Genomic DNA, 17,336 nt, shown 5'->3' with positions numbered 1-17,336 from the left:
AGTAGGAGAGTGACATAATGGCGAAACAAATTCAACTAGCTATTGCGCCGATTGCATGGACAAATGATGATATGCCAGAGCTAGGAAGCGAAAATACGTTTGAACAATGCGTTAGTGAGATGGCGCTGGCTGGATTCACAGGTACGGAAATTGGCAACAAGTATCCAAAAGATCCACAGGTTTTAAAACAATATTTAGATATTCGTGGACTAAAAGTAGCGAGTGCCTGGTTTAGTACATTTTTAACAACAAAACCTTTCGAAGAAACCGCGGAAGACTTCAAAAAACATCGAGATTTTTTACATGCAATGGATGCTAAGGTTATTGTTGTGGCTGAACAAGGACACAGCATACAAGGAATTATGACGGCTCCTGTTTTTAATGAGAAACCAATTTTTTCTGATGAAGAATGGCAAAAACTAGCTGAAGGATTAGAAAAACTAGGAGACTTGGCACATGAAAAAGGTATGGAGATTGTTTACCATCACCATATGGGGACAGGAGTCCAAACGACTGAAGAAATCGATCGATTAATGAAAATGACGGATTCGACAAAAGTTAAATTATTGTTTGACACTGGCCATCTTGTCTTCTCAGGAGAAGATCCAATCGCAATCTATCAGCGCTATCAAGACCGGATTAAACACATTCACTTCAAAGATATTCGCCAACAAATGGCAGAGAAAGTTAGAACAGAAGAAGATAGCTTCTTAAAGGCCGTGAAAAAAGGCGTCTTTACAGTCCCTGGGGATGGTATGATTGATTTCAAACCAATTTGGTCAGCAATCGAAGAGAGTGGCTATGAAGGTTGGATTGTGGTTGAAGCGGAACAAGATCCGGCCAAAGCCAATCCGTTTGAATATGCCGTCAAAGCACGAAACTATATCCGAAAGGTCACCGATCTTTAATCTAATCGAGAAGGAGCTAGACAATGAATCTATTTTCAATAATCAGTTTCCTAGTAATTGTCATCTGCGTATGGATTTTTGCCTATTCTCGATCCAGAAGTGTAGATACTTCTGGATCAGAAGGTTTCTTCATGGGTGGCCGAAGCTTAACAGCCTTACCGATTGCTGGGACAATTATTATGACCAACCTATCCACAGAGCAAATTGTTGGACAAAACGGTCAAAGCTATCATGCAGGAATGGAAGTTATGGCTTGGGAAGTAACTGCTGCAATTGCAATTGTCGCATTGGCAGTCATTTTTTTACCAAAATATTTTAAATACGGTATTAATACGGTTTCAGATTTCATTGAAATTCGTTATGATACAGTTACAAAACGAATTATTTCAATCTTGTTTATTGTTACCTATATGATTTCTTTTTTACCAGTAGTTCTTTATTCTGGGTCACTAGTATTCAATAAGATTTTTCATATTGATGAGCTGCTGGGTGTCGAACCTATTGTCGCAATCATTCTTGTGGCGATGGTGATTGGTATTGTTGGGATTCTTTATCTGCTGATTGGCGGCCTATCTTTAAGTGCCAATAGCGATTCGATTTATGGCGTTGGTTTATTGGTTTGTGGTTTGTTGGTTCCAATACTAGGTTTAATGAAACTGGGTGATGGCAGTTTTATTGGTGGGATTGAACAGGTTGTTGAAAACACACCATGGTTACTGAACTCTGTAGGTGCAATTGATTCTGCTGTTGTACCATGGCCAACATTATTTACAGGGATGTTGTTTAATAATTTGTATTTCTGGTGTACCAATCAGATGATTGTTCAAAAAGCACTTTCAGGAAAAAATTTAGCAGAAGCACAAAAAGGGGCTTTTTTAGTGGGGATTTTCAAAGTGTTTGGTGCTTTATTCTTAGTATTTCCAGGAATTGTTGCAAGAAATCTTTTTGGGGATGCGTTGATGTCCAATCCTGATAACGCATATCCATATTTAGTAACTGAAGTTTTACCAAAAATGCTTTTCGGCATTTTTGCTGCAGTTATTTTTGGAGCAATTTTATCTTCCTTTGCGGGGGCTTTAAATGCAACCTCCACTCTATTTTCGCTAGATTTTTACAAACCAATTATCAATAAGAAAGCAGATGACAAACAAATTGCTCGTGCGGGAAAAACAGTTACAGTTATTGTAGGGATTATTTCGATTATCGTTGCACCGTTTATTTCTTTTGCACCAGCTGGATTGTATCAATTTGTTCAAGAGTTTAATGGATTATACAATATGCCGTTGTTAGTGATTATACTTTTTGCATTTTATTCCAAAAAAGCAACTGCTTTTGGAGCAAAAATGACAATTGCTATCCACATTGTTTTGTATGCGCTGTCAAAAGTGTTTTTGAAAGATATCCATTTTTTATATGTCTTAAGCCTGCTCTTCTTCTTAGATATTCTTATTTTAATAGTGGTTTCTAAAATAAAACCAGATGGCGAATTTGTTTTAAATTCTTTTGATACGAAAGTAAATATTGAACCTTGGAAACATACAAAACTTGTCGCAAGTATATTAGTTGTCGTGGTTATCCTAACCTATGCAGCATTTTCACCAATTGGATTTGCTAGATAAAAATATTTCATGAATGAGGAGAGGTTTATGAGCAAAAACATATTGATTATTTGTGAGACAGGAATTAGTGCATCGCTGTTAGTTTCAAAATTACTTGAAGCAATTAGGGAAAAAGAGTTATCTTATGATTTAGATTATGCACCTGTTTGTCGGATTGAGGAAAAACTTGGTTATAAAGAGTATGATGTGTTAATGTTGACCCCACAAGTCGCTCGTGTCAAAGAAAAAGTGGAAAAATATTTAGAAGGCTGTCAGGGGCAGGTTGTTTTTATCGATCAAGAAGATTTTCGTTATATGAACACAGAGAAGATACTCGCAAGTATCGAAAAGTAAGATTTAGAGAGTGGGACATCAGTCAACTTTGGTTGATGTCTTGCTTTTTTATTGTGTTCAAAAAGAGCAGAATCAAAATCTTACGTTTTATAGTGAATATCAAATGCTTTTATAGAAATAAAGCTAAAGTCATTATTTTAGTAAAAAATAGATTAATTTACTAAAATAATATATAATAAAGGTAAAACTAGGAGGGAAGCATATGACGTGTATTTCATTATCGATTTTAAATCAAGAACAAGAAGTTAGAAAAGCTAAGATAGATGATTCAGATTCTTTGAAAGAGTTAACTATTACAGGAAAAGATTTTGTTTGTTTAGCTGCTCGGGATTGTCAATTACAAGACGGCGATGTGATTCAAGTTTGTTTAGATACGCCCAATACTTATTTAATGGTGAAGTTAGATGCTACGCTTGATAGCAGTTTGATTTATGTTCCAGAACAAAAATGGACGTTTCCAATCATAAAAAATGAAAACGCTATCGAAGCGCGAGCAGCGTATCGTTTTGAAACCAAGAAACCTTATATAAGTGTGCGTATTGCCACTAAAGAAGAAATTAAGAGTTATCGTAATTGGGCGTTAAATCCGCATGATTTACAACATTTTACTGGTGCGTATCCTCATGCATCTGCCAACGTGGAAACGCGAAATGATGCCACTTTTTTTGCTTGCAATGCGATTGACGGTACCTTTGCTAATCTTTATCACGGGCCGTATCCTTATCAATCATGGGGGATTAATCAGCAATTAGATGCCGCATTAAAAATTGAATTTGGGCGTGAAGTCTTGTTGGATAAAGTGATCTTAACATTACGAGCGGACTTTCCCCATGATAATTATTGGCAACAAGTGACTTTAAAATTTTCCGACGGTACACATGAAGTTTTTAAAACTGTTAAGACTGAGCAACGCCAGAGCTTTACCTTTGCGAAACGGGCAGCGGAGTGGGTGATACTAACAGAGTTAATTCAAGCAGATGAACCATCACCATTTCCAGCATTAACACAAATTGAATTATTTGGTCAAAACAAATAAAAAATAAGGACGGTTCCTTTATAGGAGCGGTCCTTATTTTTTATTTCTGGCGTGGGCTAGTTGTCGATTGGCGGACAACCAATTCTGTGTTTAACAGGACTCTACGAGGAATGCTAGGCATTTGAATTCGTTTGTGCAATAAATTAATGCCTGTCTCGCCCATTTCTTCAGTAAAGGCATGGACAGAGGATAGCGGTGGTGAGACATATTGAGAAATAGAGATATCATTGATCCCCATGACACTAATTTCTTCAGGAACCTTTATACCGTGTGCGGCTAACGTATGTATCACACCGATTGCAAAGGCGTCGTTATAAGCAAGAATCGCAGTAGGTAAATCATTTCCCCATTTCTCTAACGCTTCTTCTGTCAATTGTTCCCCCGTTTTGACATCCAACATGCCATTTTCTTTTAAGATAAAATAATCTTCGTTAAACAAGTGATAATGCTGCATAATGTCAAGATAAGCATTGGTTGTCGGCGTTTTATAACGACGGAAACCATACATATTTTCGCTTTCTTCGGCACCAATAAAGGCAATTTTTTCGTGGCCCAATTCCAAAAGATGGGTTAAGGCAATCTCGGTTGCTTGATAAAAATCAGTATTTACAGAATCAAATTCTTCCAATGGGAAATTACTGCCAATTACACAAAGGTTTGGATGCAGTTGCTGCAACTCTTGTAGCGTCTTTTGAGTGAATTTACCAATTGCCAAAATGCCATCAATCCCTTGAAGGTTATGTTGTTCCAATTGAGAAACTTTGAGAATATTGTAACCTAACTCTTCGGCCCGTTTTTCAGCGCCTAAACGAATCGACATATAGTAAATATCCGTTAGTTCTTCGTCATCTGAACGCCACTGAACGACGGCAATCGAAGGCTCTTGCGGAGCTGTTTGTACGGAAAGGTTAGGTGTCAGTTGCTCCTGCTGTTTGTTTTTATTTTTAGTTTTATATTTCGTATAATTCAGGGTTTCTGCTGCTTCAAAAATTTTTCGCTTGGTTTCCTCTGTAACGGATAAGTTTGGATCATAGTTCAGAACTCGCGATACAGTTGAAATTGAAACATTCGCGACTTTTGCGATATCTGTGATAGTTGCCATTCTAAATGCCTCCTTCTCAAGTACTATTATAGCATATAGTATATTTCTTTTTAGTAAAAAAAAGCAAGAAAAAGCTTTTTTTACTTTTTTTTAGCAAAAACTATTGATTTTTTGACTAAAAAAATATACTATAAAGTCAAAGAAAGCGCTTTAATTCGATGGAGAAGGTGGTTTAGTGAAAAGATTTTCACTTTTTTTACTAATTTTACTTGCTTTAACAGGTTGTAAATCCGGTGAAAAAGAATTTGATGAAGAATCTCTTCAAAATCTAAAGGAAACGGCACAGTCTTATTCAGAAACAGAATTACAAAATGGTGACGTTCGTTTAAATGAATATATTTCTTTGAAAGGGGAGATTGTTGAGAGCGACAGTCGTTCCAGTTTAATAAAAAAAGGTGATCGTTTTATTTTGAAAAGTGGTTCTAGTAAATATCAAGTTTTTAATGAGCAAAAGAAAAAATTGAAAATTGGTGACGAAGTGACAGTTTACGGAGAATATTACGGCTTTTTGAAAGGGACATTAATTGAAAGTGAGGAGAATCATGATTCAGCCACGAATTAGACAGAATCCTTTTGAAACATACGAAGAAGTTGCAGAAGGATTTGAAGATTTATTAGCGCCACTGGAATTGTTTTTTGATCGAGAATATCAAGGTCATCTGGATTTAGGGACACACGGGACAGTTTATTCTAAAGGAACACGTGATGCGGAGGCATTTTTACGACCATTATGGGGACTAGGTCCTTATGTAACGCAAAATGAAAGTGAGTATTTGAATGACTTTCTAACGGGAATTATCGAAGGCACCGATCCTGAGAGTTCATCTTATTGGGGAAAAACAAAAGACTATGATCAATTGATTGTTGAGATGGCAGCATTAAGTACATTTCTTTTGTTAAACAAAGAAAAAACGTGGGACCAGCTAACAAAAGAACAGCAAAATAATTTACACAGTTGGCTGATACAAGCCAATGAAAACATTATTCCGCCAAATAATTGGCATTTCTTTAGAGTGTTGCTGAATTTAGCGATGAAACATTGTGAAATGCCGTATTCAAAAGAACAGATCGCTGTTGATTTGGCTGTAATTGATCGTTTTTATGTCGGTAATGGTTGGTATTATGACGGAGTCGAGACACAAGTTGATTATTATGTTTCTTTCGCTATTCATTATTATAGTTTATTGTATTGTCGTTTTGCCCCGGAAGATACCGCAAGAGTGGCTATTATGAAGGAACGAGCAACTTTGTTCGCGCAAGAGTTTAAATATTGGTTTACTCAGCCAGGAGAAGCGATTCCCTTTGGACGTAGCTTAACGTATCGTTTTGCTCAAGTGTCATTTTTTAGTGCCTTAGTTTTTGCAGATGTTGAAGCATTGCCGTGGGGTGAGATCAAAGGTCTAATCAGCCGACATCTTCATCAATGGATGAACAAAGATATTTTTACAACAGATGGATTATTGTCGGTAGGTTATGATTATCAAAATATGGTCTTTGCTGAAGGCTATAATGGTCCTGGTTCACCTTATTGGGCCTTTAAAACATTTATTTTGTTAGCGGTTCCAAAAGATCATCCTTATTGGCAAGCAGAAACACAGCCTATTAGCTTTCCAGAAAAACACTTACCTTCACCAGAAAGTCGGAACTACTATCAAGTAAATGATGCAGGGACACATGGTTTAATGTTTCCAGCGGGACAATTTATTAATTATCAAGCTCATGCGCATGATAAATATAGTAAATTTGTTTATTCTTCCCATTTTGGTTTCAGTACTATAAAGAGTGATTATTGGTATTACGAAGGTGCTTATGATAATTGCTTGGCTTTAGCTGAAGACGACCATTATTTCCGCACGAAGGGATTAGATGATCAGTACGAAATTCTTGATGATCGTATCATTCATCAATGGTATCCTTGGTCCGATGTAGCAATCAAAACGACAATTGTACCATTAGAAGGCCAGCATTTACGGATCCACGAAATTGAGACACAACGTGCATTAGTGGCTTATGAAGGTGGCTTCTCAATCCCGCTCTTCGATGAAAAGGTCACTTGTGTTTCTGATCAAATGGCTGAGGTAAAAAATGCAAAAGGTGTGTCAAAAGTAGAAAATATCAACGGTTTTTCTGAAGCTGCGATTATTCGGACAGAACCGAATACAAATTTACTTTATCCGTTAACGGAGTTGCCATATTTGAAAGCAAACTTGTCGAAAGGGAAACATCTTTTAATTTCATTGGTGACAGGCGTACTACCGAATGAACAAATTGAGCCAGTTAAAGTTAGGTTAAAAGAAAATCAGCTTTTAGTTGAAGAAAAAGTTGTAATTTTGGGGAATTAGGGGGAGAAATACACAATGACAGAAAATGGACAGATTGAGTGGTTGCCGAAGCAAATCAGTTTTGCTTTAAACAAAGTTCGAGGAAATTTAGAGACATTTAAAGAATTAGTTCCACCCGCGGCAAGTTTAAATCAAATTTATTATCCTGAAGAAAATATTGACTGGACGGCCAGCTTTTGGCCAGGAATGTTATTTTTAGCAAAGGAATTAACAAATTCAACAGAGTTCGATGAGGTGATTGCCACACAGATGGCTTCTTTTCAACATCGCTTAGATGAACAAATTGAGCTGGAGACACATGATATAGGCTTTTTGTATATTTTAACAGCCATTGCCGATTATCAAGTCAATGGTCATGAGGCCTCAAAAGAAATGGCCTTGCAAGCTGCGGACTTATTAATGAAACGTTATTCACCAAAAGCCAAGATTATTCAAGCTTGGGGGAATTTAGACGATCCAGAGCAACGAGGTAGAATGATTATTGATTGTTTAATGAACTTACCATTATTATACTTTGCAGCAAAAATGACTGGCAAGCAAGAGTATTATGAAGCTGCCTACAATCATGCGAAACAAACACAAAAATATATTGTGCGAGAAAATCACACCACGTTCCATACGTATTATTTTGATACGGAAACAGGCGAAGCCTTATACGGAAAGACACAGCAAGGATACTCAGATGATTCTTGTTGGGCTCGCGGCCAAGCCTGGGGAATTTACGGCTTTACGTTAAGTTATTTATATACAGGAGATAGTAGTTTTCTGGAAACAGCCAAAAATGTTGCTGATTACTTTATTCAAGAATTACCAGAGGACAAAATCTGTTACTGGGATTTAATTTTCAATGAAGGGAGTGAAGAAGAACGTGATAGCTCATCTGCTGCAATTGCTGCATGTGGCTTACTAGAATTATCTCGTCAGCTTCCATTAAATGATGAAAAACATGGCTATTATGAAAAGGTTGCGCTAGAACTATTACAAGCATTAGCGGAAAAGTATACAACGGTTTTACGACCAGAGTCGAACGGCCTATTGCTTCATGGTGTCTATGATAAAAAAACAAATACAGGAGTCGATGAATGCATGATTTGGGGCGACTACTTTTATTTGGAAGCGTTAACTCGTTTAGCGAAAAGCTGGTATTCTTTTTGGTAATTCATGGAGGAAAACTCCTAAAAAATAATAAATAGCGGAGGTAGTACAAATGAAATTTTGGAAAAAAGGCTTAACAGCGGCAGCGTTGTTAGCAGTGGCGGCAGTAACTTTAACAGCATGTGGTGGTTCAAGTGAAAAGAAAGCAACTGAAAAGAGTGAAGATGGCAAAACAAAATTAACAGTAACTACTTGGAATTATGACACGACCCCAGAATTTGAGAAATTATTCAGAGCTTTTGAAGCGGAAAATCCTGATATCACTATTGAACCGGTGGACATTGCTTCAGATGATTATGACACAAAAGTAACAACGATGCTTTCATCAGGAGATACGACGGATATTTTAACCATGAAAAACTTACTTTCATATTCTAATTACGCGCTACGCAATCAATTGGTGGATTTAACCGATCACGTTAAAGATTTAGATATCGCACCTGCCAAAGCAAGTTACGAGATGTATGAAATCGATGGTAAAACCTATGCTCAGCCTTACCGTACAGATTTCTGGGTATTGTATTACAATAAAAAAATGTTTGATGAAGCCGGAATTGCCTATCCCGATAACTTAACTTGGGATGAATATGAAGCGTTAGCGAAAAAATTATCTAAACCAGAAGAACAAGTATATGGTGCCTATCAACATACTTGGCGCTCAACTGTTCAAGCGATTGCTGCTGCTCAAAACAATGCCAATTTGATTGAACCAAAATACAATTATATGGAAACTTACTATGATCGCGCATTGAGAATGCAAAAAGATCAATCACAAATGGATTTTGGAACAGCAAAATCAACAAAAGTAACGTATCAATCACAATTTGAAAATTCAAAAGCGGCGATGATGTACATGGGTAGCTGGTACATGGGGACTTTATTAACCAACATTGATGATGGCAAAACAAATGTCGAATGGGGGATTGCCGAAATACCACAACAAGAAAAAGGCAAAGCAACTACCTTTGGCTCACCGACAAGTTTTGCAATTAATAAAAACAGTAAAAAACAAAAAGCTGCTCAAAAATTCTTAGACTTTGCTTCAGGTAAAGAAGGTGCAAAACTTTTAGCAGAAGTAGGGGTGGTTCCTTCTTATAAAACAGATGAAATTGATAAAATCTACTTTGCAAGAAAAGGAATGCCTTCAGATGAAGTCTCACAAAAAGCCTTTAACCCAGATACAATTAATTTAGAATTCCCATCTGATAAAAACGGTGCCGCAATTGATAAAGTATTACAAGAAGAACATGATTTAATTATGGTCGGCGACGAAAAACCAAAAGATGGTATTGCTAACATGGAAAAACGTGTCAAAGCAGAGATAGACTAATTATTATTTCCAGCAAAAACACAAAAGATTGATGAAAAAAATAAGCTGAAATGAGTAACCTACAATGAATTTCAGCTTATTTTTTTAAATAAAGAATGTAGCTTGAGTTTGGAAGGAGGGCCTGTTAAGTTCACTTAACAGAATACAATTATGGAAATTACTTCAAAAACAAAAACAGCAAATAAATTGAGACGAAAAAATACGTGGACTGCGTTATCTTTTATCGCACCAAACTTTATTGGCTTTTTCCTCTTCACTTTAATCCCGGTTATCTGTTCACTGATTTTAGCTTTTATGAGTTGGGATTCTTTTTCAACTCCTGAATTTGTCGGAATGAAAAATTTCACCAAAATGATTCATGATGATACGTTTTGGATTTCGTTAAAACAAACGTTTATCTATACGATTGGTGTTGTTCCGTTAACATTGATTTGCTCATTAGGACTAGCGATTTTGTTGAATCGTAAAATTAGAGGGATGAAATTTTTTAGAACGGCTTTTTTCTTTCCTTATGTAACGTCATTAGTTGCGATTGCGGTCGTTTGGAATATGCTATTTCATCCAACGATGGGACCAATTAATCAATTTTTGAAATTATTTATTGAAAATCCTCCTGGCTGGACATCTAGTTCTACTTGGGCTTTACCAGCAATTATCATCGTTAGTGTGTGGCGCTTTATGGGGTATTATATGATTTTGTATTTAGCTGGTTTACAAAGTGTGCCAAGAGAATTATATGAAGCAGCGTCAATGGATGGCGCGGGTAAATGGAATCAATTTTTAAATGTTACCTTACCTTCATTACGACCAACGACCTTTTTCGTGACTATCATGCTTGTAATTAACTGTTTCAAAGTGTTTGACTTAGTTCAAGTTATGACTGGTGGTGGACCAGGACGTGCAACGAATGTGTTAGTTTATGAAATTTACAATGAAGCCTTTGTCAAATTTAATTTTGGTTATGCATCAGCCATTGCGATGGTCTTATTCATCATCGTTCTAGCGATTACTGTGGCCCAATTTAAATGGAATCAACATCAAGAGAAAGTTTAGGAGGAGAAAAGATGGAAGCAACTTTTTCAAAAAAAGAAAATACTCGAAAAGCAAAAACGAAAAAAGCAGAAAAAGTCACACCTGGTGGGATCCTTGTAATCATTCTCTTAACTTTACTTGCGTTAATTACTTTGGTGCCTTTCATTTGGATGGTTTCAGCATCATTTAAAACAAACAATGAAGTTTTCACCATTCCAATTCAATGGATTCCTAAAAGTTGGCATCCAGAAAACTATTCCGTTATTTGGGAACGCATTCCATTGTTAACTTTCTTTAAAAATACGTTATTTTTAAGTATTGTGATTACGATTATTCAACTATTTACTTCAAGTTTTGCAGCATATGGCTTTTCAAAAATGAATTTTAGAGGAAGAGATACACTTTTTATTACGTACATCGCAACAATTGCTATTCCTTGGCAATCGTATATGATTCCACAATTTATTATGATGCGTCAATTAGGTTTGACTGACACGTTATGGTCACTTGTTTTATTACAAGCATTTAATGCATTTGGGGTCTTTTTACTGAAACAATATTACAGCAGTATTCCAGATTCACTATGTGAAAGCGCGCGGATTGATGGGTTAAGTGAGTGGGGAATTTATTGGAAAATTATTTTACCATTAACCAAACCAGCTTTAGCCAGTCTCACGATTATTACTTTTGTGAATACATGGAATGACTATATGGGACCTTTCATTTATTTATCTTCTACTGAGAATAAAACGATTCAGTTAGGTTTGAAAATGTTCGTCGGTTTATTTGATGCTGAATATGCCTTAATCATGGCCGCATCAGTGGTTTCTATTTTACCAGTAGGGATTGTCTTTTTAGCAATGCAAAAATACTTTGTTGAAGGTATTGCTACATCTGGAATGAAGAATTAGGAGGAAGTTTGAATGTTTACTAAGCAAACCTTTGATAATAATATCTATATGAAAATTTTTCGCTGGCTTTACATTTTATTTATCGGTAATCTAGGGCTTCTCTTAGTGAACATTCCTTTTTTCATAGCGGTGATTAGCTTAGACATTGATCCACGAAACCTCCCACTTTTTGTAGTAACGTTGTTGCCGATGGGGGCAGGGATGATTGCACTTTTAGGTTTAATCGATACTTTTAAAGAAGAAAAGGAGCTGGATCCATTTAAAACTTTTTTCCAAAAGTTTCGTCAGTTTGGGTTAAGAGGCTTTCTTATCAGCTTGCTAGGCTTAGGAAGTAGCATCATCAGTGTGACAGATATATTCTTTTTTGCCAAAACAACGATTGGTAAATGGTTTATTCCATTGATGGTCCTTCTGCTAATTTTTGGGTTAGCTATTATGCTGAATGCTTGGTATTTTCAAGTACGAAACCCGCAAGCTTCTTTTAAAGATGTGTTTCGGATTTCAATTTACTATGGACTGCGGAAATGGTATGTCAGCTGTCTAAATGTTTTTTTACTATTCTCAATGTTTGCAATGATGTTTTTGAAGCCACAGTTTGGGTTTGTTGTAACCCCTGTCCTGTTCCTAGGGATTATTTATTTAAATACTGGGAAATTGCATGAAAAGCAAAAAAAGAATAAATAATTTTTACCTAATAAGTAATCTCGATTTTCAGGAAAATGAATGAAGGTGGGGTTGCTTATTTTGTTCTTGCCTTGTTTATTAAAGTGGAGGGAGCGAACGAATGAAGAAAAAAATAATTATTTTAAGTAGCTTTTTGATAGGTGCTATTTTTGTGCTCGTTATTTTTACCACCAGCCAGCAAAGTATGATTAATAACGAAGCAATCCAAGTCGAAGAATTAATTGTTTATGGCGATAAAAATATGAATCGTGTAGCGAAGCAATTCTCTGATCAGAATAATTTAACTTCGTTTGGGAAAAATTTCTGGCGCAAAACGTATAACGGAAAATCACCCACTCAGGAACTACTGAAGGTTGCAACGGAGGATTTAGTACAACATAAAATGATTAAACAGCTGGCGACGGAGTTAGAAATAGCCCACTCACAAACATTTGGGCAAGAAAAAAAAGAATGGCAAGACCAAAAGAGCAGTTTAACGCTCTGGCAATTTCTAGATGTAAAAGATCAACAATTACAGGACCAAATAAAAGAGAAATTAATGGAGAAAGAAAAGCCAACGCAAAAAGAATTGCGGCAGGCCTTTGAGCAATTGGAGGATAAATATAAAAAGACCGATTACTTTATTGAAGCAATTGAAATTCCAACTTTTTCAGGTAAGCAAGCAGAATTAGAAAAAATAGCCGAAGCAATCTCTCCGAATCTATCTTATGAGGAGACGTTATTGGAGTGGCAAAATAAATTACCTAATCTTGTTATTGCATCGTATCAATTGAAGAGTGCAGAAATCCAAAAAGAGGATATTTATTCGTTGTCTGTTGGGGAGATTCTTAGTGAAAAAGCTGTTGGTACCGTGGTGAAAGGATACCACGAAAACCAATACTTTTATATTTTTAATAAGGAAGGAGGGCAACTTTTACAGTTTGAAGAAGCACCACAATTTGGCAAAAATGCCTATATCAACACATGCTACAAAGAGAAATTAGCTACGTATCAACAAGCAACCAAAGTAGACTTGTTGGAGAAAGACAGAGAAAAGTTTTTTCAAAATTATCAAAATAAAAACAGTTAAGGAGCAGAAAATGAGAAAAAAAGCGTATTTTAAAAGTGTAACCATTTTCCTTTCTATTTTGCTTGTTTTTTCCCAGCTTCAATTATTTAGTCTTCCTGCTTATGGGGAAACGGTGAGTGATCAACCGTTACTTTTTCGTTCAGTAGGTGTCGCTCAAAATGGAACGACCTACTATGTGGATGGGGAAGGAGGAAATAATGCCAATGATGGGCAGTCTCCAGCCAGTGCTTGGCGTGATTTTGAAAAAGTGAATCAGACGGAGTTTCAGCCAGGCGACCATCTTCTGTTGAATGCGCAAAGTACCTGGAACAACCAATTGTTGCATCCAAAAGGGAATGGGACAGCGGCACAAAAGATTGTCATTGATTTTTATGATACGAATGACAAAGGAGAAACCATTTTTGAAACAACACGGCGTCCGATTATTAACGGTGGTGGCACCTACAGCACAGGGACTTTCAAACGTGCAATCTCAGGGGCCGTGCAGTTAGTGAACCAAGAATATTGGGATATTTCAAACTTAGAAGTGACAAATACACCAGAGCTAGATAATCTCGAAGGCTATAAGAAACCAGGAGATGCTCAAAGAGCGGGGATATTAGTCCTAGGATATGAACAAAATCGAACGTTCAATAGTGTCACGATACGGAATAACTATGTTCATGACGTTCAAACAGAATATTATTTGAATCTAAGTGGGAATACTGCAACCAAACGATTAAAAGCGGTAGGTGGAATTATTGTTTTAGGAAGTTGGTTTGATGAGAATGGCAATGTAGTAACGGCAGCCAATGATCATCGAACAACGACTGGATTTAATGATATTTTGATTGAAAATAATGTGATTCAACGAGTGGGACTTGAAGGAATTCGAACAAAAGCTGATTCAGATACCTCAAGAGGCAACACTTTCTACAAAACGTTTTCTAATATTACGATTCGTAATAACTATTTAGAAGATATTGCTGGCGACGGAATTGTCTTGTCAGAAGCCAAAAGTGGCGGTGTCGTCGAAGGAAATGTTGCTGTCCGAATGTGCAATGCCGATTATGGTACACAAAATTACGCGGGCGTTTGGGCAATGTCTGTAGATGACGGACTGTTCCAATATAACGAAGTATACGGAATCAAATATGGATTTAACGATGCTGAAGCTTATGATGTGGACATGCAGTCAAACAATGTTATTTATCAATATAACTATTCACATCATAATACTGGCGGCTTTTTATTGCTTATGTCTGATCAAAAAAATTCGGTTATTCGTTACAATATCTCAGCTAATGACGGCGGTGGTAACCGAGGAACAGGTAAAGATAATCCAGGCGGAGCTGGTGGCTACAATTATAAAGAACAAAGCATTTTCCATTATTGGGTAAAAAATGATGGAGCGGCAATGCCAACTATCCACAATAATACGATTTATGTTGGCGATGGCATTTCAACATCATTATTTGGTGAAGGAAATAGTTCTGACAACAGTGGTACAGTAGCCAATTTTTACAATAATATTTTATACAAAGAAGGTACCGGACAATTAAAATTCTTATCTAATTATCCAACAAATGGGACACAACCAATTGAACGTAAAATGGTCGATAATCCAGAAAAATATTTCAAAAATAATGTTATTTGGCCAAAAGAAATTGCTACAGAAAAAAGTGGTGCAACTGTTGCAAAATTAGTATCAAGTGGAAACATTTTTGAAAAACCACAATTAGAAATCACAGATAACCCTGAAAAAGTGAAAGAGTTGGCAGAGCAAGAATTTACGACAATGAAACCAACAAAAGATAATGTGGTTGAATTTACTTCCAAAGAACGCTTACGTCAGCGAGCACAAATGTTCCAGTTAAAAGAAACCTCTCCAGCGATTGGTAAAGGCTTGTCGGAAGTGAACAGTGCGGCCGAAGACTTCTTTGGAAATAGCTTGAAAAATAAAGTTTTAGATATTGGTGCGCAACAAGCATCCACAATTGAAAAAAGTATTCGTTATCAAAATCAAGTGTTAGAAATTAGTTCGGCAACAGGTGTGTATCCTAATTTGCCAGAGCAAGTTGAATTAACGTACGAAGAAGTCGTTAATGAAGAAGTGGTTGCGACAGGCAAAAAAGAATTTAAGTTACAATGGGAAGCAATCCCTCAAGAAAAAATTAATACAGCAGGCACAGTTGAAGTTGCAGCAACAGTTATCGGCTTACCGATAGATGCTGTCAAAGTAACAGCCAAGGTCTCTTTTGAGGGTGAACTTGGTGAAGGAAAAGACACCGTTAAACTAAAAACAGCTCAAACTGCCTATGTTCAAAAGAGTGATGGTAACCGAGCATACTCTGCTATAGCAGGCGGTACCGCTGCCATTAGTTCAGGAGACGCCTATAAATATCCTTATGGAGTAAACTATACGGGTAATTACGCATTAAAATTAAAAAATGCTAGTTCTGCGGGGTATAATCGCCGGATTTACGTTGAAATTGATACACAAGAATTGAAGAACTATCAATCACTAAAAAGTGCCAATTTAGAACTAAATGTGATGCGTTATGATGCGTGGAATGGTGCTGGCAATACAACTGATGAACGTTTGAAAAATACGCAGTTCCAAGTAGATGTTTATGGAACAGATACTAATTGGATGAGTAACACCATTACTTGGAATAATGGTCCAAATAATTTAAATGTATCAAATGAAGAATTTATTGCTCGACAATCTTTTACAAATAGTTCAATTATGAATAATCAAAATACAATCTCTATTGATATTAGTAACTATCTACGAAAGCTAATTCAAAGTGGTGAGAAAATTCCAGCCAAGTTAAGTTTCTTATTAGCGATTACAGACAGTCGTTTGCCTGGTTATGATTCTGATAATGCTGGGTTTGATGCTTTTTCAAAAGAAGGCGCACAAAAGGCCTATCAAGACTTTTTAGCAGGCAAATTGACCTTGCCAACTGGTCAACAGCTAACAGAGGATAGTTTAGCTCCTAAAATTGTTTTATCGAATGTTTTCGAAGTCAAACATGAGTCGATTGAGGTTGCGACAGAAGCGGGTCAAGCCCCTAAACTACCAGAAAAAACAACTATTTTTTATTCGGATGGTTCACAACGAGAAGTGACTGTCAATTGGTCAGAAGTTCCAGCATCTTCTTATCAAAAAGAAGGAACATTCACTGTTGTAGGACGAGCAGCAGGTGTCTCAATGCCAATTATTGCCAATGTAAAAGTCACCGCTAAACATATTGTTGGATTCAAGGAATTGCCTACGCTGGATCGACTAACAGGCACCTCGCGAGGCGAACTGAATTTGCCAACTGAAGTAATTGCAAAATTAGATGATGGTAGCGAAACGAAATTGAAGGTTATTTCTTGGGATGACGATGTTAGTAATTATTCGCCAAGTAGCCCGCCAGGTACTTACCAGTTCCCTGCTGCAGTAGAAGAAAAAATAGGAATTGCGAATCCTGATGAACGAAAAATCTTCCAAGTCGTGCAAACTCATGCGATTCCTGAAAGAGTTCAATTTGCTACAGAAACAGCCACTATAAAATCAGGCGAAAATTATCAAATTCAATCTAAAGTGATTGGTCAAGCGCCGCACACAGAAACGGATGCTTGGAGCTCGCAAGTAACGTATGAGTTGGTTACACCAGATGCTGGCAATACAGTAAGTGTAGATGAGAACGGTCTGATTAGGACAGAAGCAACGACTGCTGCAGGAAATTATCAAATCAAAGTAACAAGCAAAGTTTTACCGGTAGTGACTGCACAATTTTCAATTAAAGTCACAAAATAAATAAACTGTTTGAAGAGACTGGAAC

The 17,336-nt window shown here is 36.7% G+C and carries 14 protein-coding genes; 13 read left to right on the top strand and 1 reads right to left on the bottom strand.

What is annotated here, in order from left to right:
- The first annotated feature begins 17 nt into the window (after positions 1-17).
- The 4 genes from iolE to IGK03_RS09375 all read left to right on the top strand — a co-directional run bounded on the left by iolE (position 18) and on the right by IGK03_RS09375 (position 3,896).
- The gene (gene iolE / locus IGK03_RS09390) at positions 18-908 is read left to right on the top strand and encodes a myo-inosose-2 dehydratase (protein WP_033921827.1); all 891 of its coding nucleotides are present in this window, start codon (positions 18-20) and stop codon (positions 906-908) included.
- 23 nt (positions 909-931) lie between these two features.
- Positions 932-2,527, top strand: a complete 1,596-nt coding sequence (locus IGK03_RS09385; RefSeq protein WP_002356828.1) for a solute:sodium symporter family transporter — start codon at positions 932-934, stop codon at positions 2,525-2,527.
- A gap of 9 nt (positions 2,528-2,536) precedes the next feature.
- On the top strand, positions 2,537-2,860 hold the full coding sequence (locus tag IGK03_RS09380) for a PTS sugar transporter subunit IIB (RefSeq protein WP_002374407.1): 324 nt from the start codon (positions 2,537-2,539) through the stop codon (positions 2,858-2,860).
- A gap of 202 nt (positions 2,861-3,062) precedes the next feature.
- The gene (locus IGK03_RS09375) at positions 3,063-3,896 is read left to right on the top strand and encodes a hypothetical protein (RefSeq protein ID WP_002369000.1); all 834 of its coding nucleotides are present in this window, start codon (positions 3,063-3,065) and stop codon (positions 3,894-3,896) included.
- Positions 3,897-3,936: 40 nt separating this feature from the next.
- Here the strand turns inward: IGK03_RS09375 and IGK03_RS09370 are convergent, their stop codons facing one another.
- A complete protein-coding gene (locus IGK03_RS09370) occupies positions 3,937-4,998 on the bottom strand; it encodes a LacI family DNA-binding transcriptional regulator (RefSeq protein ID WP_002356832.1) in 1,062 nt (353 codons plus the stop codon).
- 175 nt (positions 4,999-5,173) lie between these two features.
- On the opposite strand from IGK03_RS09370, the gene IGK03_RS09365 reads away from it, so the two are divergent.
- From IGK03_RS09365 to IGK03_RS09325, 9 genes are all read left to right on the top strand, one after another.
- Positions 5,174-5,560: a hypothetical protein gene (locus tag IGK03_RS09365; RefSeq protein ID WP_002356835.1), complete on the top strand. Its 387-nt coding sequence runs from the start codon at positions 5,174-5,176 to the stop codon at positions 5,558-5,560.
- Complete coding sequence (locus IGK03_RS09360; protein WP_010823826.1) at positions 5,541-7,340, top strand: DUF2264 domain-containing protein; 1,800 nt, start codon at positions 5,541-5,543, stop codon at positions 7,338-7,340. The genes IGK03_RS09365 and IGK03_RS09360 overlap by 20 nt, the downstream gene beginning before the upstream one ends.
- A gap of 15 nt (positions 7,341-7,355) precedes the next feature.
- Positions 7,356-8,498 carry a glycoside hydrolase family 88 protein gene (locus IGK03_RS09355; protein WP_002362143.1) on the top strand — a complete coding sequence of 381 codons (1,143 nt, stop codon included), beginning with the start codon at positions 7,356-7,358 and terminating at the stop codon, positions 8,496-8,498.
- 49 nt (positions 8,499-8,547) lie between these two features.
- Positions 8,548-9,825, top strand: coding sequence for an ABC transporter substrate-binding protein (locus IGK03_RS09350; RefSeq protein WP_002356838.1), 1,278 nt, complete (start codon positions 8,548-8,550; stop codon positions 9,823-9,825).
- A 150-nt stretch (positions 9,826-9,975) separates the two neighbouring features.
- On the top strand, positions 9,976-10,878 hold the full coding sequence (locus IGK03_RS09345; RefSeq protein ID WP_002356840.1) for a carbohydrate ABC transporter permease: 903 nt from the start codon (positions 9,976-9,978) through the stop codon (positions 10,876-10,878).
- Positions 10,851-11,768 (top strand): carbohydrate ABC transporter permease, encoded by a 918-nt coding sequence (locus tag IGK03_RS09340; protein WP_002383582.1) that lies wholly within the window; start codon positions 10,851-10,853, stop codon positions 11,766-11,768. The genes IGK03_RS09345 and IGK03_RS09340 overlap by 28 nt, the downstream gene beginning before the upstream one ends.
- Before the next feature lie 12 nt (positions 11,769-11,780).
- Positions 11,781-12,452 carry a hypothetical protein gene (locus IGK03_RS09335; protein ID WP_002389950.1) on the top strand — a complete coding sequence of 224 codons (672 nt, stop codon included), beginning with the start codon at positions 11,781-11,783 and terminating at the stop codon, positions 12,450-12,452.
- Between the two features lie 100 nt (positions 12,453-12,552).
- Positions 12,553-13,521, top strand: coding sequence for a hypothetical protein (locus tag IGK03_RS09330; protein WP_202334872.1), 969 nt, complete (start codon positions 12,553-12,555; stop codon positions 13,519-13,521).
- A gap of 10 nt (positions 13,522-13,531) precedes the next feature.
- Complete coding sequence (locus IGK03_RS09325) at positions 13,532-17,311, top strand: Ig-like domain-containing protein (protein WP_049096080.1); 3,780 nt, start codon at positions 13,532-13,534, stop codon at positions 17,309-17,311.
- The last annotated feature ends 25 nt before the right edge of the window (positions 17,312-17,336 follow it).

Source organism: Enterococcus sp. DIV2453a (genome assembly GCF_050533535.1).
Taxonomy (GTDB): Bacteria; Bacillota; Bacilli; order Lactobacillales; family Enterococcaceae; genus Enterococcus; species Enterococcus faecalis.
Note: the sequence above shows the minus strand (reverse complement) of the source record. Positions and strands in the feature narration are given on the sequence as shown.